22 protein-coding genes, 2 tRNA genes and 1 pseudogene are annotated in these 24,734 nt (G+C 28.2%); 11 read left to right on the forward strand and 14 right to left on the reverse strand.

Features of this window, described 5'->3' with window-relative positions:
• Positions 1 to 151: 151 nt before the first annotated feature.
• The 6 genes from groL to Q0K52_RS05865 form a co-directional block, all read right to left on the reverse strand.
• The gene (groL, locus tag Q0K52_RS05840) at positions 152 to 1,783 is read right to left on the reverse strand and encodes a chaperonin GroEL (protein ID WP_297297441.1); all 1,632 of its coding nucleotides are present in this window, start codon (positions 1,781 to 1,783) and stop codon (positions 152 to 154) included.
• 257 nt (positions 1,784 to 2,040) lie between these two features.
• Positions 2,041 to 2,250, reverse strand: a complete 210-nt coding sequence (gene rpsU, locus Q0K52_RS05845) for a 30S ribosomal protein S21 (RefSeq protein ID WP_008724792.1) — start codon at positions 2,248 to 2,250, stop codon at positions 2,041 to 2,043.
• Positions 2,251 to 2,279: 29 nt separating this feature from the next.
• Positions 2,280 to 2,353: transfer RNA gene (locus Q0K52_RS05850), tRNA-Met, on the reverse strand.
• Between the two features lie 30 nt (positions 2,354 to 2,383).
• Positions 2,384 to 2,456, reverse strand: a tRNA-Met gene (locus Q0K52_RS05855).
• A gap of 51 nt (positions 2,457 to 2,507) precedes the next feature.
• Positions 2,508 to 3,443 (reverse strand): hypothetical protein, encoded by a 936-nt coding sequence (locus Q0K52_RS05860; RefSeq protein WP_297297443.1) that lies wholly within the window; start codon positions 3,441 to 3,443, stop codon positions 2,508 to 2,510.
• A gap of 56 nt (positions 3,444 to 3,499) precedes the next feature.
• Positions 3,500 to 4,390 carry a hypothetical protein gene (locus Q0K52_RS05865; protein WP_297297446.1) on the reverse strand — a complete coding sequence of 297 codons (891 nt, stop codon included), beginning with the start codon at positions 4,388 to 4,390 and terminating at the stop codon, positions 3,500 to 3,502.
• 134 nt (positions 4,391 to 4,524) lie between these two features.
• On the opposite strand from Q0K52_RS05865, the gene Q0K52_RS05870 reads away from it, so the two are divergent.
• Positions 4,525 to 5,757 (forward strand): peptidase U32 family protein, encoded by a 1,233-nt coding sequence (locus Q0K52_RS05870; RefSeq protein WP_297297448.1) that lies wholly within the window; start codon positions 4,525 to 4,527, stop codon positions 5,755 to 5,757.
• A gap of 104 nt (positions 5,758 to 5,861) precedes the next feature.
• Here the strand turns inward: Q0K52_RS05870 and Q0K52_RS05875 are convergent, their stop codons facing one another.
• From Q0K52_RS05875 to Q0K52_RS05885, 3 genes are read right to left on the reverse strand one after another with little or no spacing between them, the layout of a single operon-like run.
• On the reverse strand, positions 5,862 to 7,352 hold the full coding sequence (locus Q0K52_RS05875; protein ID WP_297297450.1) for a trehalase family glycosidase: 1,491 nt from the start codon (positions 7,350 to 7,352) through the stop codon (positions 5,862 to 5,864).
• Positions 7,321 to 7,791: a hypothetical protein gene (locus Q0K52_RS05880; protein ID WP_367270975.1), complete on the reverse strand. Its 471-nt coding sequence runs from the start codon at positions 7,789 to 7,791 to the stop codon at positions 7,321 to 7,323. Before Q0K52_RS05880 ends, Q0K52_RS05875 begins: the two co-directional genes overlap by 32 nt.
• Before the next feature lie 39 nt (positions 7,792 to 7,830).
• Entirely contained in the window at positions 7,831 to 8,058 is a 228-nt protein-coding gene (locus tag Q0K52_RS05885; protein ID WP_297297454.1) for a hypothetical protein, read from the reverse strand.
• Between the two features lie 141 nt (positions 8,059 to 8,199).
• Here Q0K52_RS05885 and ruvX point away from each other — a divergent pair, with 141 nt between their 5' ends.
• Together ruvX and Q0K52_RS05895 are read left to right on the forward strand one after the other, a co-directional pair.
• On the forward strand, positions 8,200 to 8,625 hold the full coding sequence (gene ruvX / locus Q0K52_RS05890; protein ID WP_297297456.1) for a Holliday junction resolvase RuvX: 426 nt from the start codon (positions 8,200 to 8,202) through the stop codon (positions 8,623 to 8,625).
• A gap of 103 nt (positions 8,626 to 8,728) precedes the next feature.
• Complete coding sequence (locus Q0K52_RS05895) at positions 8,729 to 9,655, forward strand: DUF4340 domain-containing protein (protein ID WP_297297459.1); 927 nt, start codon at positions 8,729 to 8,731, stop codon at positions 9,653 to 9,655.
• A gap of 82 nt (positions 9,656 to 9,737) precedes the next feature.
• On the opposite strand, the gene lptB is transcribed toward Q0K52_RS05895, so the two are convergent.
• The 4 genes from lptB to Q0K52_RS05915 all read right to left on the reverse strand — a co-directional run bounded on the left by lptB (position 9,738) and on the right by Q0K52_RS05915 (position 14,054).
• On the reverse strand, positions 9,738 to 10,574 hold the full coding sequence (gene lptB / locus Q0K52_RS05900) for an LPS export ABC transporter ATP-binding protein (protein WP_297297461.1): 837 nt from the start codon (positions 10,572 to 10,574) through the stop codon (positions 9,738 to 9,740).
• A 33-nt stretch (positions 10,575 to 10,607) separates the two neighbouring features.
• Entirely contained in the window at positions 10,608 to 11,150 is a 543-nt protein-coding gene (locus Q0K52_RS05905) for a ferritin (protein WP_297297463.1), read from the reverse strand.
• A gap of 201 nt (positions 11,151 to 11,351) precedes the next feature.
• Complete coding sequence (locus Q0K52_RS05910) at positions 11,352 to 11,867, reverse strand: ferritin (RefSeq protein ID WP_297297465.1); 516 nt, start codon at positions 11,865 to 11,867, stop codon at positions 11,352 to 11,354.
• Positions 11,868 to 12,119: 252 nt separating this feature from the next.
• Positions 12,120 to 14,054 carry a methyl-accepting chemotaxis protein gene (locus Q0K52_RS05915; RefSeq protein WP_297297467.1) on the reverse strand — a complete coding sequence of 645 codons (1,935 nt, stop codon included), beginning with the start codon at positions 14,052 to 14,054 and terminating at the stop codon, positions 12,120 to 12,122.
• A 278-nt stretch (positions 14,055 to 14,332) separates the two neighbouring features.
• On the opposite strand from Q0K52_RS05915, the gene ilvD reads away from it, so the two are divergent.
• The 6 genes from ilvD to tsaD all read left to right on the forward strand — a co-directional run bounded on the left by ilvD (position 14,333) and on the right by tsaD (position 20,625).
• Positions 14,333 to 16,015, forward strand: a complete 1,683-nt coding sequence (gene ilvD, locus Q0K52_RS05920) for a dihydroxy-acid dehydratase (RefSeq protein WP_297297469.1) — start codon at positions 14,333 to 14,335, stop codon at positions 16,013 to 16,015.
• A gap of 603 nt (positions 16,016 to 16,618) precedes the next feature.
• Positions 16,619 to 16,957: a hypothetical protein gene (locus Q0K52_RS05925; protein WP_297297471.1), complete on the forward strand. Its 339-nt coding sequence runs from the start codon at positions 16,619 to 16,621 to the stop codon at positions 16,955 to 16,957.
• Positions 16,929 to 17,159: a hypothetical protein gene (locus tag Q0K52_RS05930; RefSeq protein WP_297297472.1), complete on the forward strand. Its 231-nt coding sequence runs from the start codon at positions 16,929 to 16,931 to the stop codon at positions 17,157 to 17,159. Before Q0K52_RS05925 ends, Q0K52_RS05930 begins: the two co-directional genes overlap by 29 nt.
• Before the next feature lie 134 nt (positions 17,160 to 17,293).
• Positions 17,294 to 18,382, forward strand: a complete 1,089-nt coding sequence (locus tag Q0K52_RS05935; protein WP_297297474.1) for an iron-containing alcohol dehydrogenase family protein — start codon at positions 17,294 to 17,296, stop codon at positions 18,380 to 18,382.
• A 30-nt stretch (positions 18,383 to 18,412) separates the two neighbouring features.
• Positions 18,413 to 19,351 (forward strand): bile acid:sodium symporter family protein, encoded by a 939-nt coding sequence (locus Q0K52_RS05940; protein WP_297297476.1) that lies wholly within the window; start codon positions 18,413 to 18,415, stop codon positions 19,349 to 19,351.
• A 251-nt stretch (positions 19,352 to 19,602) separates the two neighbouring features.
• On the forward strand, positions 19,603 to 20,625 hold the full coding sequence (tsaD, locus tag Q0K52_RS05945) for a tRNA (adenosine(37)-N6)-threonylcarbamoyltransferase complex transferase subunit TsaD (protein WP_297297478.1): 1,023 nt from the start codon (positions 19,603 to 19,605) through the stop codon (positions 20,623 to 20,625).
• 474 nt (positions 20,626 to 21,099) lie between these two features.
• On the opposite strand, the gene Q0K52_RS05950 is transcribed toward tsaD, so the two are convergent.
• Positions 21,100 to 22,599, reverse strand: a complete 1,500-nt coding sequence (locus Q0K52_RS05950) for a hypothetical protein (RefSeq protein ID WP_297297480.1) — start codon at positions 22,597 to 22,599, stop codon at positions 21,100 to 21,102.
• Between the two features lie 303 nt (positions 22,600 to 22,902).
• Between Q0K52_RS05950 and Q0K52_RS05955 the strand changes: the two genes are divergently transcribed.
• Positions 22,903 to 23,709: an MATE family efflux transporter gene (locus Q0K52_RS05955; protein ID WP_297297482.1), complete on the forward strand. Its 807-nt coding sequence runs from the start codon at positions 22,903 to 22,905 to the stop codon at positions 23,707 to 23,709.
• Between the two features lie 15 nt (positions 23,710 to 23,724).
• Positions 23,725 to 24,270 (forward strand): annotated as a pseudogene (locus Q0K52_RS05960) (MATE family efflux transporter); the annotation flags it as partial.
• Positions 24,271 to 24,734 lie beyond the last annotated feature (464 nt).

Here is a 24,734-nt window from a genome sequence, read left to right on the forward strand (position 1 = left end):
GAAAAATTTTACAGCACTCTTTTTAATTAAAAAGTGTAATATAATTAACAAGCATAACAACAATAATAAAAATAAAGCCCCAGTACAAATACTGAGGCTTTTTATTTATAATTTATTATTTTTATAATAATAAATGTTTATGAGCTAATTATTAATACATACCGCCCATTCCGCCGCCAGGCATTGGAGGCATTGGTTTTTCAGGTTCAGGTATATCAGTAATAATAACTTCTGCAGTTAATACTTGGCTAGCAATAGAAGCAGCATTTTGTAAAGCACTTCTTGAAACTTTAGCAGGATCAATAATACCAGCTTTTAACATATCAACCCATTCATTAGTAAGAGCGTTGAAACCCATATTGCCTTTTTGCTCTTTAGCTTGAATAGCAACAACTGAACCGTCTAAACCAGCATTTGTAGCTATCATTCTTATAGGTTCTTCTATAGCTCTTTTTACTATATTGATACCAACTTGCTCATCAGCATTGTCAGCTTTCAAAGAATCTAATTTATGCTGAGCATGTAAGTAAGTGATACCGCCGCCAGGAATTACACCTTCTTCAACAGCAGCTCTAGTAGCAGATAAAGCATCTTCTACTCTAGCTTTTTTCTCTTTCATTTCTACTTCAGTAGCAGCACCTATATTTATAACAGCAACACCGCCAGAAAGTTTAGCTAATCTTTCTTGTAATTTTTCTCTGTCATAATCGCTGTCAGTTTCTTCTATTTGTTTTTTGATTACAGTAACTCTGTTTTTAACTTCGTCTTTGCTTCCAGCACCTTCAACTATAGTAGTATTTTCTTTATCTACAGTGATTTTTTTAGCTCTACCTAATTGTTCTATAGTAGCATTTTCAAGTTTCATACCTAAATCTTCGCTGATAACTTGACCGCCAGTAAGAATAGCTATATCTTCTAACATAGCTTTTCTTCTGTCACCAAAACCAGGAGCTTTAACAGCACATACGTTTAATACTCCTCTCATTTTGTTTAATACTAAAGTAGCTAAAGCTTCATTTTCAATATCTTCAGCAATGATAATGAAAGGTCTTCCTGTTTGAGCAATTTTCTCAAGTATAGGAAGAAGTTCTTTCATATTAGAGATTTTTTTATCATAAATAAGAAGTAAAGCATCTTCTAATTCAGCAGTCATGCTGTCTCCGTTAGTTACGAAATATGGAGAAATGTAACCTCTGTCAAACTGCATACCTTCAACTAAAGAAAGGCTAGTTTCTAAAGATTTAGCTTCTTCAACAGTGATAACGCCTTCTTTACCAACTTTTTCCATAGCATCGCTGATTAAAGAACCGATTTCTTTATCGTTATTAGCAGAAATAGTAGCAACTTGAGCAATTTCTTCTTTGCCTTTAATTTGTTTAGCTTCAGATTTGATGTATCCAACTATTTCATTAACTGCTTTTTCTATACCTCTTTTGATAAGCATAGGATTAGCACCGCTAGTTACGTTTTTTAAACCTTCTTTTACCATAGCTTGAGCTAAAACTGTAGCAGTAGTAGTACCGTCACCAGCAACATCATTAGTTTTAGTAGCTACTTCTTTAACTATTTGAGCACCCATATTTTCAAATGGATCTTCTAATTCTATTTCTTTAGCGATAGTTACACCATCATTTATTATAGTAGGAGGACCAAATTTTTTGTCTATTACAACATTACGTCCGCGTGGTCCTAAAGTTACCTTAACGGCATTAGCTAAAGCATCTACACCTCTCATAAGGGCACGTCTAGCTTCTTCATCAAATAATAGCTGTTTTGCTGCCATATATTTTCTCCTTTTTTAGTATTATTAAATTAAATTATTAGCATTATTGAACTTTTAAAATTAATCAATTTTAAAATTGTAAAAATTATACATCAAAAAATAAATATTTTCAAGTATATAGTATTAATTAATAAAAAAAGCATTAACTTTTAGAACATTAATATTCAAATAAAAAATTAACAATCATATTTCATAAATACATAAAAAAAGCATTGGTATGCTGGATACCAATGCTTTGAAATAAAAATACAGATAAATTATAGTAAACCTAATCTGCGTTCTTTTTTGATTTTTCTTTTCATTCTTTTAAGAGCTTTTTCTCTTTGAAGTTTTTTCTCAAGAGATGGTTTTTTATAGAATTGTTTTTCTTTTAAATCCTGTAAAATACCTTCGTTTTCACAAGCTCTGCGGAATCTCTTAATAACGCTTTCTACTGGTTCACCTTCATTAGCGAATACACGTACCAATTAACTCACCTGCCTTTTTATAAAAATATTAGCGGCGAAGGGACTTGAACCCCTGACACTGCGGATATGAGCCGCATGCTCTAACCACCTGAGCCACGCCGCCAAAAATAAACAAGCCTTTATTATTGGCTATTAGCGGGGGCAGGACTTGAACCTACGGCCTTTGGGTTATGAGCCCAACGAGCTACCAACTGCTCCACCCCGCGATGTAAGTAATGAAAGTATTATACAATTTTCCAAAAAAATGTCAAGCACTTTCATACAAACTTGCTCAAAAACTCCTCTGGTTTTGTACTTGCTCCTGATTCAAATAGATTTATTATATATTTATTAATAAAGATTTTCTCTTTCTTTACTTTGGTTTCCATAAATAAGCCTTCTTCTCTAAGCTTAGATAATAATCTTGCGGCTTTGTCCCTTTTCCAATCAAACATATCCATTAAATCAACTATACGAATATAAGGTGTTATAAATATAATATAGAATATACTTGAATCTGTTAATTTCTTAAATGTTTTATTAAGAAGTAATTGATTTCTTAATACTATTAAATTCTCATGAACAAAACTAATAGTATCTACAGCATATAAACATATACCTCTTAAAAATTTCAAATATCTTATTATTGATTCTTTATCAGATGAACCATTAATACTAGCTTCAAAAAACTGATAAGGATATAATATAGGAGTATCAAGCAATTTCAATTTGTATGAATAAATATTAAATACAACCCTACATATTATAAAACAGCCTTGATATTCTTTTACATATTCATAAGATATTTTTTGATATACAAGTAATTTTAATATAGGATCCAAATCCAAACTGTCTATATATTCTATATCTTCATCATATTTTTTATCAATAATAATCTCTTTATCTTCAAACAAACTCACTATTTTTGAAAATACTGATGAATCATAATCTCCATTCAATACTTCTTTTAATATACGGAATTCTTTATGTTTGGAATGATATTCTTCCAATATACCATAAGATATCATGGCAATATCTTTATATTCATAATTGTTTGCCGGATTCAATATCAATGATAATATACTTAAAAGATATTCTGAATTTTTCAAAGACAAACATGACATTCTAAAATTATAATATGCATGCCAAGTCTTAGCCAGTTCTTTTAATACGTCAATATCATCAAACATTTTTACATCTATTTTATTACACATAGTAATATATTTTAACATTCAAATGATTATATAGCAATATAAATTTTCAGTATATATTATATTGTATTAAGTTTTTTAATAGCTTCTTCTATGGCTTCCATCTTAGCTTCATATTTATTTATATCTTCTATTCTGTTTATTCCGTCGCATGCCTGCCATAAAGAAACTAAAGCTACATAATCTTCTGCCTTATCTGAAGCATCATAATTATCAAAATGATATGTTATTCCAGATAATACACATTCAAAATCACCAATAATAGCTTCATACATCTTTTCTGCTTTTTCAAAATCTTCTATTTCTTCAAAGCATAAAGCCGTTTTTATCATATCAGGACCAACTAAACCTCTATAATTAGACATAACATTACAAGTAATATAGCTTTTATAATACATAACTTCAGCTCTGGATCTGGCATCACCTGCAATTTCAGAAAAATCAGCTAATACATCAAATATAGCTCTGTATATAGATGATGTTATAACTAAACTAACCCTATTTATAGCAACTGCATTCTTAAAATTTGATACTATATTATGAGATATTTCTGATATAAGCTCGTATATTTTTTTCACTAAAATATTAAGTTCATCTCTATATCCGCCGAAATACAAAGCATAAATAAATCTTACAAAATCCCCATAAAGCAATGCATTATTTGCTGTTAAATCAAAATTAATGTTATCGATTTCATTGATAGTTCTATTATCAATTAATTCTTTTATAACCCTTATAACACTTCCGTCATCTTCATAATGAAGTTTTGAATTTTCTGAAGTGAATAATTCTATAGCATTTAATTTTCTTTTTTCTGTGAACTCTCTTATATATGAATTTAATGTTGATTTTGCTAAAAATGTATTGCCTGTAGATAAAGGCTTTAATATATCTGCATATTCTCCATTAAATAATTCATCTCTTAAATGTTTAATTTCTTTATCTGTCATAATAATCCCCTTTTAATATATTATATAATATATTAAAAAATAATAATATAGTTAATTACCATTAAAAAATATATACTTTTTATTAATTTTAATATAAAATGTCAATTAATAAAAAATTATAGGATATATTAAAAATGGAACTTTTAGCACCTGCTGGAAATAAAGAAAAATTAGAAGTAGCATATCATTATGGAGCAGACGCTGCATATATAGGCGGAGCTTTATTTAATTTAAGACATCAAAGTAAAAACACTACTACTGATGAACTTGCTGAATGTGCTGAACTTGCTAAAAAATTAGATAAGAAAATTTATTTAACTTTAAATGCTTTTTTGCATGAATATGATAAAAATAATTTAAAAGCATATTTAAAAGAAATTCAAAATTTAGATATAGATGCATTTATTATATCTGATTTAGGAGTATTAGCAGTAGTAAAAGAAATAATACCTGAAGCAACTATTCATATAAGCACACAAGCATCAGTTACTAACAGCTATTCATGCAAAATATATGAAAGTCTTGGAGCAAGCAGAATAATATTAGCAAGAGAACTTTCATTAGATGAAATAAAAGAAATTAGAGACAACACCGATTTAGAATTAGAAACATTTGTACATGGGGCAGTATGTATGTCTTATTCCGGAAGATGTTTGCTTTCAAACTTTTTAAATAACAGAGATGCAAACGGAGGAGAATGCTCTCAGGTTTGCAGATGGAATTTCAAAACTTACATAGAAGAAAAAACAAGACCAGGCGAATTTATGGAAATAGAGGAAGGAGAAGATCATTCTACTATATTAAGCAGCAGAGATTTACAAATGGCAGAATATTTGCATTTGCTTCAGAAAGCCGGTATTGATTCCATAAAAATAGAAGGAAGAATGAAAAGCGTTTATTACGTGGCTAATACAGTGAGAGTTTATAGAGTATTATTAGATTTACTTGATAAAATCGGATATGACTCTTATCCTGAAGCTATAAAGAAAGAACCTATTGCAAGTTATTTAAAAGAATTAGATACTATAAGCAGAAGGGAAAGCGACACTGGTTTTTATTTTGGAAGGGATAATATAAAACCAACATTAAAGGGATACCTCAAAGGCAGAAGACTTATGGGTATGATTGCAGATGACAGTGAAGAATATGCTAAAATCACAGTATATAACACAATCAAAAATGGTGATAATTTAGTATACATAGGAAAAGATTTTATAAAGCATAATGATAACAGATTTAAACTATTTATAAAAACAGAAGAAAATGAATTGATAGAAGTTGATAATATTAGAAACATAGATAATGCATATATAAAATCTGGTGCTCATGATTTCAAAAAATATGATATTATTACAATAGAAGATTAAAATAAAATATTTATAAAATAAAGCCTAATTAAAAATAATAAAGTATAAAAAAGGAGAGGATATTATCCCCTCCTTTTTATTTAACTAACTAATTAATAAAAATATTATTTATTAGTACTATTCAAATCATGATGCATTAATATAAGCATTGAAGATGACCAGCTGAAGCCAGGAGCATTTAAAGGTTTTCCTGTTATAGGGCTGTAATTTTCATTAATAGGAACATCATTTAAAAGTCCGTCCAAATTATTAAATATTTTAACTGTAAGTTCATCAGCTTCATCATTATATCCGTAATTTCTAAGACCTTTAATAGCAAAATAACTTTGATCAAGCCATACAGGGCCTCTCCAATATTCCTCATGAGCGAATGAAGGATTATCTTTAGCAACTGTTGGTAAAGGAACATAAGTATTAAATACATTTTCGTCCATTATTAAATCACATACTCTTTTTGCCTGTTCTTCTGTTGCAACGTTAGCCCATAATGGTATATATGTTTCAGCTGCTTTTCCTCTATTAACTAATAATCTAGTTGTATTATTATCATAATCAAACTGTAAATCATAAAAAGCACCTGTTTCTTCATCAAACATATTATTAACTATATAATCTTTTAATACTTCAGCATCTTTCAAGAACTTTTCTTTTTCATCTTTTTTGCCTAATAAATCAGCCATATATGACAAATAAATTTTTTCGGCATAAAGATATGAATTCAAATCAACTGATTCCTGATTAACAGTATGAGCTATTACCTCACCTTTTTCATTTGTAATATCATAAGTTTTTACACCTATATCATCTTTTCCATAACCTGCTCTGTCAAATCTAGGAGCATTATCCATACCGCTATCCCAAGCAGAAGCTAATATCTTTTCATCTTCATTGTTATTCAATGGGTGTACAGTAGCACCATATTCAGCAACACCGTTTTTATTATAATCTCTGTTTCTGTACCACCATTCATGATAAAATTTTATTTTGTCATACATTTCTTCTACGAAAGCTTTATCATTATGTTCTTCATAAATACACCATACTGCCCAAGCTGACAAAGGCGGTTTAGAATTTCTTTCATTCCAGTTTCCGCCGTCTCCTCCTCTATATGTATCTTTATTGAAAAATACAGCATCTATTATCATACCTGCATCCTGAGGTCTTACAGTATCGTTGCTTTGAATTTGCAAATCAAATAAAACTCTCATATTAGCTTTTGCAAGTTCTTCATCAAATAAAGTAGCTGCTGCAACCTGCTTCCAAGAATCCCAAGGCCAAAAACCATTAAACCATTTTACCGCTAATGCTGGAGTTATTCCGTCAGAAGGTATAGAACCTGCTCCGCTTCTCCAATTCACTATTAAAGTTTCAAGTCCTTTAACTGATACTATATTATATTCATTGTCATTAGGTTTTGTTATTTTATTTATATAGTCATTCCATCTAGAATCATTTTGAACAAACAATTTTATAGGTTCTTTAAATGCCTCATTCAAATTATTCATTGCCGTATTTAATTCATCATTATTGAAAGTATGAATCATAGCATAATAAAATACTGCATTAGAAGATGATCCTATTATCAAGTTTTTCATTTGCCTTATTTTCATAACTATTATTATTTATTGTACTTACTGAAGGATAAGAAGTAACAAGAGTAAATTGTTCATTTGTGCTTGTTAAATAAGTCCATACTTCTCTAAGACCTTTAAACTTTACTGCAACACCATTATCAATAGTTTCTAAATAAGAATCATCTTTATAAGAATTTATATCTCCTTTAATATTAATTTGTGCTGAAATATTTTTATCTGTTTTATTTGTAATTTCAACTTTTATTAAAGAAGTTCTATTATTTATAAATATTAATTCCTGACTAATATCCAAATTATCCAAAGAATAATTTTGTAAAAGTCCTCCAGGTATAGAAATAAAAGAAGCTTTGCTTTTTGATAAATCTACTCTTTGATCATCAGCATATAAATCTAATATTGCAAAAGCTTTACTTAAATAAACTCCGTATTCTTCTGCTATATATAGAGGTCCAGTGAATCCTCCCCATACAGTATTATCCTAATAAGTAGGCAAATAATGTGCATGCCAAGCTCCCATATCTACAAAAGGAAAAAACTCATGTTCTGTTTGAGGAAAAGTATTAGTTGGAACTCCTCTCATATTGATAACATTTGAATACTGCATTCTAATATCAGAAATTTTATAATTTTCTTTTTTACTATTTCCGCTGCCGCAGGAATATAAAAATATTAGAATGAAAATAAAAAAGTAATTTAGAAATCTCATAACATACTCCAATATATTTTTTACAAGATTATAGTATAGTAATTTTGTATGATTAGTCAAAAAATATCATACAAATATTACAATTTAATAAAAATTAGTTTATAATATATTAACTTTATTACTTTATAATTTGGATATTAAATGGTACTTGGTGTAGATTTCGGAAGAAAAAAAACAGGCACTGCTTTTATGGATATGGATATAAAAATACCTTTTCCATGCAAACTAATAGAAGAAAGCAATGCCAGAAAAATAAAACGTGCTTTAATGGATATCATTGAAGAGAAAAAAATTGATACTGTTGTTTTCGGACTTCCTTTATCTGATGAAGGAAAGGAAAGCGAATGGTGTGCTGAAATAAGAAGGTTTTCTGAATTTCTATTAAAAAGTGTAAAAGTAAATATTGTATTCGTTGATGAATACGGAACTTCTAAAGAAGCTGATTTCATATTAAGAGGAAAAAAGAAAAATGTCAAAAATAAAGCGAATGATTTAATTGCTGCTACTTTAATATTAGAAAATTATTTAAATGTTCTTGATATGAAAAACAGAAATAAAAATGAATAGCAAAAAAACTTATGATATAGTATAATTATTTACTATTTTTATTCTTAAATAGTTATATATTAGTAAAATTAATAAAATCAATAACATAAGGGTAATAAAAAGAATGAATAATAACATAACAAAAAAATATATAACATTATCATCTATAATAGTAGTTTTAATAATCATATTAATAGCAACAATGTTCCTAAAAAATAGAGGATATTCATTACCTACTCTAAAAGCTATAAATTCAAATATATCTGAAATAATAGTTAATAGAGGATTAAATGAAACTATATCAATAAAATATAAAGATAATAATTGGATTATAAATGATAAATATAATGCTGATTCTTCTTTAATAGATTCTATGACAAATGCATTAAATAAAATACAGCCTGTTGAAATAGTTTCAAGGGGTGATGATGATACTATATCAAAATATAAATTATCTGATGAAGAAGTTTTATCAGTTAAAGCTTTAGACGGTTCTTCAAAGGAAGTAAGAAATATAAAATTTGGTATGAAATCAACATTCGGAAACAGCGTATACGGCAGAATTGATAATGACAAAAACATATATTTGCTTGGAAATACTGCTTCAAATCCTAAAGATATATTCGATAAAACACAAAATGATTTGATAAATAAAACTATTTCAAAAATACGTAATGATGAAATAGACAGCATAACTATTGAATACAATAATAATTCTTATACATTGGAAAGACAAAAAAATGATACAAATGATAATTGGGTTAAAACTTGGAATAATAACACTGTAAAAGGAAACGATGTATATACAAGCATATTTACTTTGGCTAATTTTAATGCTGATGGTATTATAACAAATGAAAGTATAAATAAAAATGCTTCTTTATACAAAATAAATATACAATCAACAAATAACAATATGTTTTATGAGATTTTAAACAAACTTGATGACAATAATTATGAAATAGTAAAAAATAATGATAATAATAGATATTATATGACAGAAACTTCATTTAATACATTTATAGAAGCTATTAATTATATAATTAAATAAGATTATAAATTACAAATGTAAAATAAAGGGGCTTTAATAAGCTCCTTTTTTAATGTTATAAATATAAATTTAGATATAAAATTTACATAGTGAAAGATTCGCCCAAATACACTTTACGTGCTAATGGGTTATTAATTATTTCATCTGGAGTGCCTTTTACTAATATCTGACCATTACCCATTATATATGCCCTGTCTGTGATCCTTAAAGTTTCACGTACATTGTGGTCTGTTATTAATATTCCTAGTCCTTTTTCTTTTAGTGAGGCAATAATATTTTGTATGTCTATAACGGCAATAGGGTCAACACCTGCAAATGGCTCATCTAATAATATAAACTTTGGATTAACTGTTAAAGCCCTTGCTATTTCACATCTTCTTCTTTCACCGCCTGAAAGAGTGTATCCTTTTTGCTTTCTTACATGCGTAATATTAAATTCAGCAAGAAGCATATCAGTAATATCCATTCTATCCTTCGATGATAATGCTTTATTATACTCTAATATAGAAAGTAAATTATCTTCTACTGAAAGTTTACGGAAAATAGAAGCTTCCTGAGGCAAATAACCTATACCTAATGTAGCTCTTTCATGCATGTGAAGCTTTGTAATGTCCAAATCATTTAAATAAACATTACCAGCAGTAGCTGTAACAAATCCAACTGTAATATAGAAACTTGTAGTTTTTCCTGCCCCATTAGGCCCCAACAGTCCTACAACTTCACCTTGTTTTACACTATATGAAATATCGCCTATAATCTTTCTTTTACCATAAAATTTTGTAAGATTAACAGCTCTTATTTCATAAGGATTGGATTTATCATAATTAAAAAAATTCTCTGCTGTTACAGGTTCATTATTAGAGGGTATAATACTTGAATTATCCTTTTTTTTGAAAATATTTAAAAATTTATCAATCATATACCCTCTCTTTATTCTTTAATTATTTATTTTTTATTGTGCACTTATATTAAGTCCGCCTGAATGTTTTTCTGTATTCAAAGTATTCATAGCTTTATCGAATGTATAAAGGTTTCTTCCTTCTAAGTTACCGCCGCCAAGCATTTTTATTTTTTCAATAATATCATTGAATAATTCTTCTTCTTCAAGCTGCTCTTGTATAAACCAGTCTAAGAATCTAGATGTAATATAATCTTTACTTTCCATAGCAGCACCTACAAGTTCATTAATACAAGAAGTAACATATTCTTCATGTTTTAATACTGTTTCAAATAAATCTTCTACTGATTTGAAATCGCTTTGAGGAGCATGCATTTCGCTGATTACTGCTTGTCCGCCTACTTTATTTATAAAATCTCTAAATTTTTCAAAATGTTCTAATTCTTCTTTATAGTGTCCATATAAAAAGCTGCTGCATCCTTTCAAACTTTTCTTATCGCACCAACCAGCCATATTAAAATAAAGGCTAGCTGAATACAATTCTTTATTTAATTGAATGTTTAATAGTTTTATAGTTTCTTCTTTTATGATAGACATAACAAAACTCCTTTATATATTTTATAACCTAGAAAATTATAGTATTATTTCACTTTGTATATATTATAACATATTTTTGATAAAATTCTAAAAATTTATTATTAAAAAATAAAAGCAAAAAGGAATTTGTTATAATTTTGAAATAATAAAGGGTATACTATTATTATAATAATATACCCAAGGATTAAAAGAGTTAATTAATTAAGAATTATGTTCTTTAGAATCTAAATTATCAATAAATTTATCAAATGTATAAAGATTTCTGCCTTTCAAATCTCCTAAAATCTTTATCTTTTTTAGAATATCATTAAATAGTTCTTCTTCTTCAAGCTGTTCTTCAACAAACCACTCTAAAAATTTCAATGTTACATAATCTTTATTATCCATAGCTATGCCGACTAACTTATTAATACAAGAAGTAATATATTCCTCATGCTTAACTATTTTTTCAAATAATTCCTCTACAGAATTAAAACTGCTTTCAGGAGCTCTCATCTCTCCCATAATAGCCTGTCCTCCGGCTTTATTGATAAACTCTCTAAATTTCTCTAAATGAGTATGTTCTTCAGCAGAATGATTATATAAAAATTTACTGCAGCCTTTTAACCCCTCTCTTTCACACCAGCCAGCCATATTGAAATAAAGATTAGCTGAATAATGTTCTTCATTTAAATGAGCATTTAATAGTTTTACTGTTTCTTCGTTTATAATTGACATTTTTAACTCCTTTCTTAGATTAATCTAACATATTTTATATTATACTAACAATTTTAGCAATATGTTTTTTTGATAATTTTTTATTTTAATATTTTATGATTTAAATCAATACACTATTATATATAATAAGAAACTTTATAGTTATTAAAATATTGATATTAAAATTTGAATAAAAAAACAGTAAGATATCATTTTATTAAATGTATACCTTGCTGAAATAGAAATTAATTTATATTTTCACATATCTATAAATCAATATTTTAATTTAAAATATTCTATAGATTTAACTAACTCATTAGCCTCACTCAATAATGACTCAGAAGCAGAAGTAGCCTCAGTAACTAAAGCAGCATTTTTCTGAACTGAAGAATCCATATTATTAATAGCTATATTTATTTGCTCTATACCTTTTTCCTGTTCCTGTGCTGCTATATTAATTCTATCCATTAATGTAGAAGCACTGTCCATTTTTTCAGATATTTCAGCAAATATTTCTTTTGATTCTCTTACACTATCTGCAGCTAAATATATCTTTTCATTACTATCAGTAATTAGAGAAGTAATATTTTTTACTGATTCCTGTGTAGTCTGTGCCAAATTTCTTACTTCACTAGCTACAACCGCAAAACCGCGTCCCTGTTCCCCTGCTCTTGCTGCCTCAACAGAAGCATTCAAAGCAAGTATATTTGTTTGGAAAGCAATATTTTCTATAAGTTTAGTAATATCCATAATCTTATTACTTGATTCATAAACATCATCCATTTTACTTACACTTTCTTCAACTATCTTACCTGCTTTATTCAAATGCTCTTTTGCTTCAGATACCATAGTAGTACTTGTTGCAACATTCTCAGCTGATTCTTTAATAGCACTAGCCATTTGATTCATAGAAGCTGCTGTTTCTTCCAAACTAGAAGCCTGTGATTCTGTTCTTTGAGATAAATCATTGTTTCCAATCAATACTTCATTTGCAGCAGTAGAAACTTGTTCAGCAGAATTTTTAACTGTATTTATTACATTGTTAAAATTCTTCATAGCCTTATCCCAGCCTCTCGCTATATCACCCCATTCATCTCTTCTTTGATCAAAATGTTTAGGTATTTCTCTAGTCAAATCACCTTCAGCCATAGCTAAAATATCTTTTGACAATGCATTGATTATATTGGATACTTTTCTTCCTATGATGTATGGGATAATTAAGAAGAGTATAGCAATTATCAAAATCAAAATTATAAGAAGAACATAGCTCATAGCAATACTATCTTTCAATACTACATTTTTTGCTGAAGCCAATTCCAAACACCAAAAAACTCCTTTAGATATCTCTATTGGTGTAAATGCATATAAAAGCTCTTCCTTAGAAACATCACTATATCCCTCTATCATTAATGATTTACCATTTTTAATATTATCTAAAACATTATAATCTTTATAATGAGGATATGCTTCATAAATATTTTTAGAAATATTAGATTTATTATATGTATCATATATAACAGAACCATTTTGATCATACAATTCAACAGTTGTATCCTCAAAAGGTTTAATATTATTCAATAAAGAAGTAATTGAATCTACAAAAATATCAACATATATAACACCTATAAATTTATTATTAGGAGCTATAGGTATACATAAAGTAAATAATACTGTATCAGCATTAACTGTGGAATTATAAACACCAGATACATATATCTGACCTGTTTTTTTAGGTTCTGTATAATAATCTACATTAAAAGTATCCAAACCTAAATATGCTTCTCCGTTTCTTGATATATAATAATTAAATCTTCCATTAGAAGGTCTATATTCCGTATTAATATAATCTGCATCATTATCTAATGCATTAGGTTCAAAAGCTATTGATAAGCCATTTATATCATCAGGAAGGCTATTAAAAAATACTGAAGTTGATTGTTTATATGTTGCCCTATCTCTTATCCCTTTATTATATATATTTTCTATATTAACTTTAAGTCCCATAACACTATATATATGTTTTTCTATATTAAATTTTATATCATTAGCTTCTTTTAATGAAGTTTCCTGTAATATCTTATACGATAAATTTTTAGTTATTTTACCTACATACAACATAATTACAGTATTTGCTATTATAATAATTATTATAATAGGAACTAATATAATGGCTGTGATTTGAAATTTCAATCCGACTTTTTTAAACATATTTCCTCCAACTTATAAATATATAATGAACAATAATCAACATTATTTATTATAGCAATATTAACAATGCTAAAAATAAATAAACCATATATTCTCAGTTAAATTTGATAATATTAAAAAATACTTATAAAGTAATAATATAATACAAATAAAAAAAAACAATAAAAATATCAAAAATAATTGATAAAAAATACTATAAATAATAAAAAAAGTCTTGATTTTTTATCATTCTACTAATAGAATGTATTAACTTAAATTTATTAAATGGAGAAATAATTATGAGTTTCAGAGAAAATAGTTCTTTAAGAAGCGACAGAGTATTGAAAGGTGATGAAAGAGCACCAAACAGATCATTATTCTACTCTATGGGATATACAGATGAAGAATTAAAAAGACCTCTGATCGGAATTATTTCTGCATATAGTGAAATCGTACCTGGACATATACATCTTGATAAACTTTCTCAGGCTGTTAAAGCTGGCGTATTAATAGGAGGAGGTACTCCAATACTTATACCTTCAATAGGTGTTTGCGACGGAATAGCTATGGGACACTTAGGAATGAAATATTCACTTCCTTCAAGAGAATTAATAGCTGATTCTGTTGAAAGTATGGTTATAGCTCATGGTTTGGACGGAGTTGTACTTGTACCTAACTGCGATAAAATAGTTCCTGGAATGATAATGGGACTTTTAAGAATGAATATACCTGGAATAGTTATAAGCGGAGGAGCTATGCTTCCAGGTGATCATGGAGAGGAAAAAGTAAGTTTATCAAATATATTTGAAGCTGTTGGAGCTAAAAAAGCTAATCTTATAAATGACGCTGAATTGGAAGAATATGCTCAGCATACATGCCCAAGCTGCGGTTCTTGTGCGGGTATGTATACTGCTAATAGTATGAACTGTCTTTCTGAGGCATTAGGTATAGCTTTGCCTGGAAACGGAACAATACCTGCTGTTTATTCTGCTAGAACTTTACTTGCTAAAAAAGCCGGTATGCAGGTTATGGAATTATTGAAAAATAATATAAAACCATTAGATATAATAACTCCTGAATCTTTTAAAAATGCCCTTGCTGTTGATATGGCATTAGGCTGTTCTACAAATAGCGTACTTCACTTGCTTGCTATAGCTAATGAGGCAGGAATAGAATTAGACTTAAAAATCATAAATGAAGTAAGCGACCGTACTCCTAATCTTTGTCATTTAGCCCCTGCCGGACATAATTATATAGAAGATTTATACAAAGCCGGCGGAATACCTGCTGTTATGAAAGAGCTTGAAAAAGGCGGATTTATAAATACTTCTCTTGTAACAGTTACAGGTAAAACTATAGCTGAAAATATAAAAGATGCTGTTAACAAAAATAATAATGTTTTAAGAAATATAGAAAACCCTTATAGTAAAACTGGCGGTATAGCAATACTTTGGGGAAATATAGCAAAAGACGGCTGTGTTGTTAAGCGTTCTGCTGTTGCTGATGAAATGCTTGTACATAAAGGCCCTGCAAGAGTATTCGACTGTGAAGAAGATGCAATATCCGCTATATATGCCGGTAAAATAAATAAAGGTGATGTTGTTGTTATAAGATATGAAGGACCAAAAGGCGGACCTGGTATGCGTGAGATGTTAAACCCTACTTCTGCACTTGCTGGTATGAAATTAGATAAAGATGTTGCTTTAATAACTGACGGAAGATTCTCAGGAGCTTCAAGAGGTGCATCTATAGGTCACGTTTCACCGGAAGCTGCAAGCGGCGGAGAAATAGCATTCATAAAAGAAAATGACATCATAAGTATAGACATTCCTAATCATAAAATCAATTTAGAAATCTCTGATGAAGAAATGGAAAAAAGAAGAAAAGAGATTCCTATTAAACCTTTAGAAGAAATTAGAGGCTGGCTTGGAAGATATAGAAAACTTGTTCAGTCTGCTAATACTGGTGCTGTATTAAAATAATAATTAATAATTAAAAAATAAATTGATGTTATAGATATTATTCTTAAATCTATAACATCAAATAAGCACTATTAATCTAATAATCTAAAAGTCATCATAAAAAATTAATATTACAGACTGCTTGAATATCTATCTTTTAAGCCAGGATAAAAATTGTTTAGTTTATAGCTGATATAAGCTTAAACTAAATTTATTTTAAATAAAATTTTTTAAAGGAGAAAAGTATGATTATTAAAAATTAATTTTATAAAGCAATAGACTTGTCTTAGAACTTTTAAATATATTGGTAATAATTATAGTATTTAAATTTTATAATGGGGCTTTGCCCACCGCGAAGCGTACCCGTAGGGTAACACCCTACTTCTTTTACCGACGCTCTGCGTGCCATAGGCAAGGTACCTTTCGGTATTGGTATAAGGCGAAACCCGCCTGCGGCGAGAAGATATATCCTCAACAGGCTCGGATACGCTTCGCGAAGAACCGCATTTTTAAATACTAAAATATATTAAATATTATTTAATCAATATTAATAAGTTTTGAAACAAATCTAATATAAAAATAATAAAATAAAATTTAAATAATAATAAAAAAGGATAATTAAAAATGAAAACATTAAAACAAATAAGTAATTTCTTCGGTAAATATATGTCAGTTATAGTATTGGTTGTAGCAGCAGTATCTTTATTCTTCCCAAAATCTGTAAGTTTTATAAAAACAACTTATGTTAACTATCTTCTTATGACAGCAATGTTCTGTATGGGTATAACATTAAAAGTTGAAGATTTCAAAGTATTATTCACAAGACCAAAAGATATAGCCAGATGTACTTCCTTTAATATCAGTAGTAGCAGTTGTTGCAATAGTAGCTGCTGTAGTATCTGCAAACTCTCAAAGACTTATGCAGGTTGGTCACTTGGTAGTTATAGTTATAATAATACATAATACTTTAGGTTATATGCTTGGCTATTTCTTAGGAAAGGTATGCAAATTCAATAATGCTAAATGCAAAACTATATCTATAGAAGTTGGTATGCAAAATGCCGGATTAGCTTCCTCACTAGCTTCAACACATTTTGCATATATGGCATTAGCTGCAGTACCTGGTGCTATAGGAGCGTATGGCATTGTATATCAGGTTCAATAGTTGCTAATATAATGGCGGCAAGGACAAAAGAATAAAATTTATTATTAATTGCAGTAAACTTTATTTCTTAATTATCATATTCTAGTTTACCGCTTAAAAAAATAAAAATAAAATATTAATTATAAGGATAAAAAATGAGTAAAGAAAATTTATTTTTAACAAACTTTAGTATAGGAAGCGATGCTTATAAAGATATATATAGTATATGTTCAAATTATGGTAAAAAAGCTGTTATAATATCAGGTAAAAAATCTCTGCAGGCATCAATAGAATTAATATTAAACAATATAAAAGATATAACCATAACAGGAATGTTTCATTACGGCGACAAGTCTACCTTTGAAAATGTAGATTTACTAAAAAATAAACAGGCTGTAATGGAGGCTGATATGATATTCGCTGTTGGAGGAGGAAGATCATTAGATACATCAAAAGTTTTAGCACATACTATAAATAAGCCTATATTTACATTTCCAACATTAGCTTCAAATTGTGCTGCTGTAACTGGTCTTTCTGTTGTTTATCATAGTGACGGAAGCTTTCAAAAAATGTTTGCTGAGAAAAGACCTCCTTTGCATACATTTATAAATACTGATATCATATTAAATTCTCCTGAAAATTATTTCAGAGCCGGTATAGGTAATGCAGTTTCCAAACAGTATGAAGCTTTATTCTCTACAAGAAATGAGAATTTAAATTATCAAAATTTCTTAGGAATAGAAATAATAAAAAACTGTTCCAATGATATATTAAAACATTATTCAGAAGCTATAAACGATTTTAAAAATAAAAAGGTAACTGATGTTTTAAATAGAATAATACTTCATATAATATATACTACAGGTTTAACATCAGTAATGGCTAAAGATGATTATCATGTATCCTTAGCACATGGCATGCATACTGGATTTACAAAAGTAAAAAGAATAAGAGAAAAACTGCTTCATGGTGAATTAGTATCTTATGGAATATTATTGCTTCTTACTATGGACGAACAATATGAAGCAAGAGAAAATATTTTCAGATTCAATAAATCTATATCTCTGCCAACATGTTTAAAAGATATAGGAATAAATAAAGCAAGTTTGGAAGATGAAGAACTTAATCATGCATTGGAAGAAGTTCTTGCAGGAAAAGATTTAAATATAAGTCCGTATAAAGTTGATAAGGAAATGATATTAAAGGCTATAATAGATTTAGAAGATTTCAATAATAAACAATGATAAAAAATAATTTATAAAAAGGATAAAAAAATGAAAACATTAAAACAAATAAGCAATTTCTTTGGCAAGTATATGGCTGTTATAGTATTAATAGTAGCTGCTGTATCATTATTCTTTCCAAATACAGTAAGCTTTATCAAAACAAGTTATGTTAACTATCTATTAATGATAGTAATGTTTGGTATGGGGCTTACATTAAAGCTGGAAGATTTTAAAGTGGTATTTACAAGACCAAAAGATATAATAATAGGAGCTATAGCACAATTTACTATAATGCCTTTACTTGCATTCCTGCTTTCTATTATTTTTAAACTTCCTCCTGAACTTGCTGTAGGAGTTATACTTGTAGGAACTTGTCCCGGCGGAACTTCATCAAATGTTATGACATATTTAGCTAAAGGCGATGTGGCTTTATCTGTGGGTATGACTTCCGTATCAACAATACTTGCACCTTTTGCAACTCCATTACTCACTTTATTATATGCAGGACAAAAGGTTGATGTTAATGCTGTGAGTATGTTCGTATCAATAGTACAGGTTGTTATACTTCCTATAGCTTTGGGTTTTATAATAAATAAATTCTTTTATAAATTTACAAACAGCATAAAAGAAATACTTCCTTTAATATCAGTACTTGCTATTGTAGCAATAGTAGCTGCCGTTGTATCAGCAAACTCACAAAGATTAATGCAGGTTGGTTATTTAGTTATAATAGTAGTTGTACTTCATAATTGTTTAGGATATTTATGCGGCTATTTATTAGGTAAATTATTCAGATTAAACAATGCTAAATGTAAAGCTGTATCAATAGAAGTTGGCATGCAAAACTCAGGACTTGCAACTTCTCTTGCTGCAACTCATTTTGCATCAATGGCACTTGCAACAGTACCGGGAGCTATATTTAGTGTATGGCATAATATATCAGGTTCAATAGTAGCTAATATAATGGCTTCAAAAATAAAAGATTAAATTAATTATAAAAAATAAACAATGGGCTTAGATATAATATTCAAGTCCATTGTTTAATAAAACTATTATTAAAATTTATTCCATTTGAATTAAAATACACATAAAACTCGGTAATCATATTTAATAAAAATATATAACTTTATCAATATAATCAATAAATACATTACTCTATAAAATAAAACTATTTACAAATATCTGAAAAAAATATATATTAATATCAATATAATTATTTTAATAATATTGGAGAAAACATGATAATATTAGGTATAGATACTTCCTGTGATGATACTTCAGTTGCTATAGTAGAAAATGGAAATAATGTTTTATCATCAGTATTAAGTTCATCAATAGATGCTCATAAAGATTTTCAAGGTGTAGTTCCTGAGATAGCAGCTAGAAAACATTTAGAAGCTATACTATATGTTATAGACAAAGCATTAAAAGATGCAAATTTAACTTTGGATAAAATAGATATATTTGCTGTTACTAACAGACCTGGACTTTTAGGTTCATTGCTTGTTGGAGTTGGAAGTGCAAAGGCTTTAGCTTTTTCATTAAATAAACCATTATTGGCATTAGACCATATAGCAGCACATATTTATTCACCTCATCTTACAAATAATATAGAATTTCCGTATATAGCATTAGTTGTATCCGGAGGACATACTATAATAACAGAAGTACATGATTACGGTGAATACAAAGTAGTAGGAACAACTTTAGATGATGCTGTTGGTGAAGCTTATGATAAAGTTTCAAAATTTTTAAATTTAGGATATCCAGGCGGCCCTATAATAGATAAGCTGGCAAAAGAAGGCAACAAAGAAGCTATAAAATATCCTATAGTACTTCTTAATGGAATAGATGAATTCAATTTCTCATACAGCGGATTAAAAACTGCTTGTGTATACTCTACAAAAAAATATTTAAAAGAAGGTTATGAAGCTACTAATGAAAATATAGCGGCTGCTTTTCAAATTAGTGCAATAGAACCTCTCTATATAAAAACTCTTAAGTATATAGAAAAAAGCGGTATTAAAAGAGTTACATTATCTGGCGGAGTAGCATGCAATAGTTATTTACGTGAGAGATTTGGAAACTCTAAGGATTTTGAATGTTATCTTCCTGCTTTAAAATATACTACTGACAATGCTGCTATGGTTGCTGGTCTTGCTTATTATATGAAAGATAAACAGGATTTTGCTGATTATGGTTTGGATTGTTCTTCTAGGGTTCTTAACAAGAAATATAATAAAAACAAAAGTATTAAATAATAAACTTTATCACCGCACGCTTAACAAAATTATAAATATAAATAAAACAATAATTACAATTATTATCTTCTATTATATTAATAATGTTTAACGTGCGGTGAATAATTCTATAAATCTAATCTCCGTTTGGGCGGGCGTGCTTTTTATAATTACGCATAAAAAATAAAAAATATTATATATTCTAATAAAAACATAAAAACAAAAAGGGCGGGACTTAGAATAATTTTCTTTTTTGAATTATTCTAATACCCCCACCCTTTAGGTTTATTAACCTATATCTATAATCACAATATTATTTTTCTTAATTAGCTTTAATAAACAATATAACACCCACCCTAATTTTTTTAAATTTATAAAGTATTTACCGCACGCAGAATGAAATTAAAAATATTGATTAATTTAGAATTCTAATTTATTTTAATATTTAAAATTATGTTAACCGTGCGTTAATTTAACTATATTATTAAATATTTATTATTCAATTAACCATTCATCACCATATTTTTTAACCTCTAAAATTACAAACTCTCCTGCCTCATTACTTATACATAAAGACTTTCCTTCATCGTCATAATTTACTACATTTTTAAGCGTCATTTCATTAGTTATAATATTAAGATAATAATCAATCTCTTGTGTAGCTAAAAACCAGTCTGCTTCCATACCATCAACAGTTCCATCACTTTGTTTATTTTCTTCCAAATTATTTTTTATTTCTTCAAAACTATTTTCTAAATTTTTAATATAATTATCAGAAAAATATCCCGAATTTTTAAATTTAGCTATATAGAGATATACATTCTCCATATTAATCTCATAATATCCGCCGCCCTCAAAATCGAAATCTACTATTTTATTAAAAATATCATTTAATTCACTATAATTTTCAGCATACCATCTGCAAGCATTATAATATGCTTTTTCTTTAGTGCTTTTATCATTAGCATCTATAGCATCCACTATTTCAGGAGCTTTTTTATATACTCCAGTAAATCCATAGCTTCCATTAGGCTCTGTTACTATAATAGTATCAGCATTTATAGGCTGAATAGATATAATATAACCTCCATCCATTCCTACAGTCTCTTCATAATCTAAAGTATGAGAACCTATACCGCAATGAGGTTCAACATACTGATTCTCTTGTAATACCATTTTACTAACATCTGTACTTTGAATATTAGTTACTGTTTGTCCGTTTTCATCTATAGTTATGTTAATAGCATATAAATAGAAAGTTTCATCATTATTTTTCTTTAATTCTATAGAAGAATTATTATTTGAATATATACCGTTAAAATTATAAGTATTAATATTACCTACTTCTTCTGGTTTATACTCTGATTCTGATATTAATATACCTTGCTGTCTTTCATTATACGCTTCAAAGGTTACATCAGCTTTATTTTCATAAGGGAAATTATCAAAATTAGGATTTTCTTTTACTTCTCTATAATAGTAATTAGAATAATAATTTTCTTTTTCCCATTTAACCATTATAGTTTCATTAGGATCGCCTTCATAACCTTGATAATTATCCTCATAAAGAATTCCATTTTTTACTGAAAAGCCTTTATAATTTGTAGCTATATTACTTGGTCCTTTTTCGTACTTATCCTGTATATTATAAGTTTCATAATAATAAGCATTAGTTCCGTCTTTTGAAGATTCAAAGATATAATTTTTATCTTCTCTATAACTTCCGGAATCATATAGATATTCTATATCGCCGTTATCTTTAAAAGTATATTTTGCCATACCGCTTATAATTATTTTATTTTTTACTTTATCTAAAAATGCTGCATCTGCCTGTGATAATATTTTTGTTGCTGGTATAGTTTCATTTGACTGTACTGCCTCATTTGTATTAACAGTATTTGTATTAACATCTGTTTGATTATTAGATGAATTTTTATTACCGCATTGAATTATAATTAAAGACATTATTGTAATGAGTACAAATATTTTCTTCATAGTTTTTCCTTTAATATTATTAAAATAAGTATACTATATAGATGTATTTATTTCAATATACATATATAAAGCAAATAAAATTTATAAAAAATATATAAATTTATTAGTCCAAAATTTGACTTTTTATTATTTATATATTATTATAAATATCGTTCATCGGAGGGTGAAATAACATTTGAAGTTATTAGCTGGATAAGATGACGGGTGGAATCCCCGTTTTCTTATTCAGCTTTTTTTTTGGATTTTATTTTGCCATATACAAAACCAATATTGAACATAAAAATTAATAATAGGAGTTATAAAATGAAAGAACAAACTTTAACGCAAGGAAAAATATTAAAATCATTAATTTCATTTGCTTTTCCAATACTTTTGGCATTATTTCTGCAGGCTATGTACGGAGCTGCAGACTTGATAATAGTAGGACAGTTTGCAGGAACTAATGAACAGTCTGGAGTTGCTTCAGGCAGTCAATTATTCAATATGATAACTATGATAATAACAGGACTTACTATGGGTGTAACTGTATTTGTAGGAGAAGCTATAGGAGCAAATAAAAGCCAAAAAGCAGCACAGGGAATAGGAAGCGGAATTATTATTTTTTCAGTTATCGCTGTTATAATTACTTTCTTTATAGTTCCTTTCAGCGATCAAATTGCAGTATATATGCATGCCCCAAAAGAAGCATTTACACAAACAAGCAATTATATAAAAATATGCGGTATAGGAACAATATTTATAGTAGCATATAATTGTATAGGTGCAGTATTTAGAGGAATTGGAGATTCAAAAACTCCATTAATTACTGTTGCTATTGCCTGTTTTATTAATATAGTAGGAGACATTATATTAGTTGCCGTTTTCGATATGGGAGCTTCTGGTGCTGCCATTGCTACCATTTCTTCTCAGGCTGTAAGTGTAATATTTTCACTTTATTTTATAAGTAAGAAAAAACTTCCTTTTACATTTTCTAGAAAATATATCAAATTAGAAAAAGAATCTGTAAAAAGAATACTGTTTATAGGTTCCCCTATTGCTTTACAGGAAATGCTTGTTCAGTTTTCATTTTTATTCATACAGGTAATAGTTAATGGAATGGGAGTAATGTAATCTGCAGCTGTTGGAGTAGCTGAAAAAGTATGTGTATTTTTAATGCTTGTTGCTTCTGCCTATATGCAGTCAATATCTGCATTTGTAGCACAAAATAATGGTGCAGGATTATATGAACGTTCTAAAAAAGCATTAATTTACGGCATTAGAACGGCTTTTATAGCTGGAATAATTATGGGAATATTTTCTTTCTTTTTCGGATCATTATTATCAAATATATTCTCAAAAGAAAATACTGTTATATTAGCATCGCATAGTTATTTGAAAGCTTATGCTATAGACTGTATGCTTACCGCTATTTTATTCTGTTTTGTAGGATATTTTAACGGATGCGGAAAAACATTGTTTGTTATGATTCAAGGAATAGTAGGGGCATTTTTTGTAAGAATACCTGTTGTATATTTAATGAGTCAGATTGATAATGCTTCGCTTTTTACTATAGGACTTGCTACACCAATATCATCTATGGTGCAGATAATTTTATGTTTAATAGCCTATAATTTACATAAAAAAAGTTTATGTGATTCTCAAAAATTTGAGAAATCATATTCAGCTATTTAATTATATTATGCTTTTATAATAGGAGGGTTTTATATAAAGCCTTCCTATTATATAAATAATAAATTCTAATTATATAAATAATAAATTCTAAAACTAATTTATTTATCTGTTTTGAAATTTAATATATACTGAAAATTTTTAAGTTTGTCAAAAAATACAATTTTAAATTTAGGTTATTTGCGGGGACTACCCCCACCGCTCTGCGTACTTCGTAACACCACCAGTTCTTTTGCGACTGAAAGGGAGTGCCTGTGGCGTGGCACAAAGAACCAAAAAGACTAAATTTTAACCTAAATTTTAGGTATTACCATAAATTTAATACATATTGTAATAATATAAGGTTGTAGTATTTGCGTTTTTTGCAACTTTGACGAAGTCCGCAGAGCGTGTGCGTCAAAAAAGTTGATAATACATCTGCCAAGATATCAAAATTGACAAAATATAGTTGTTTAGGTATATTAAAT

Origin of the sequence: uncultured Brachyspira sp. (assembly GCF_944390845.1) — a bacterium.
Lineage (GTDB): Bacteria > Spirochaetota > Brachyspiria > Brachyspirales > Brachyspiraceae > Brachyspira > Brachyspira pulli.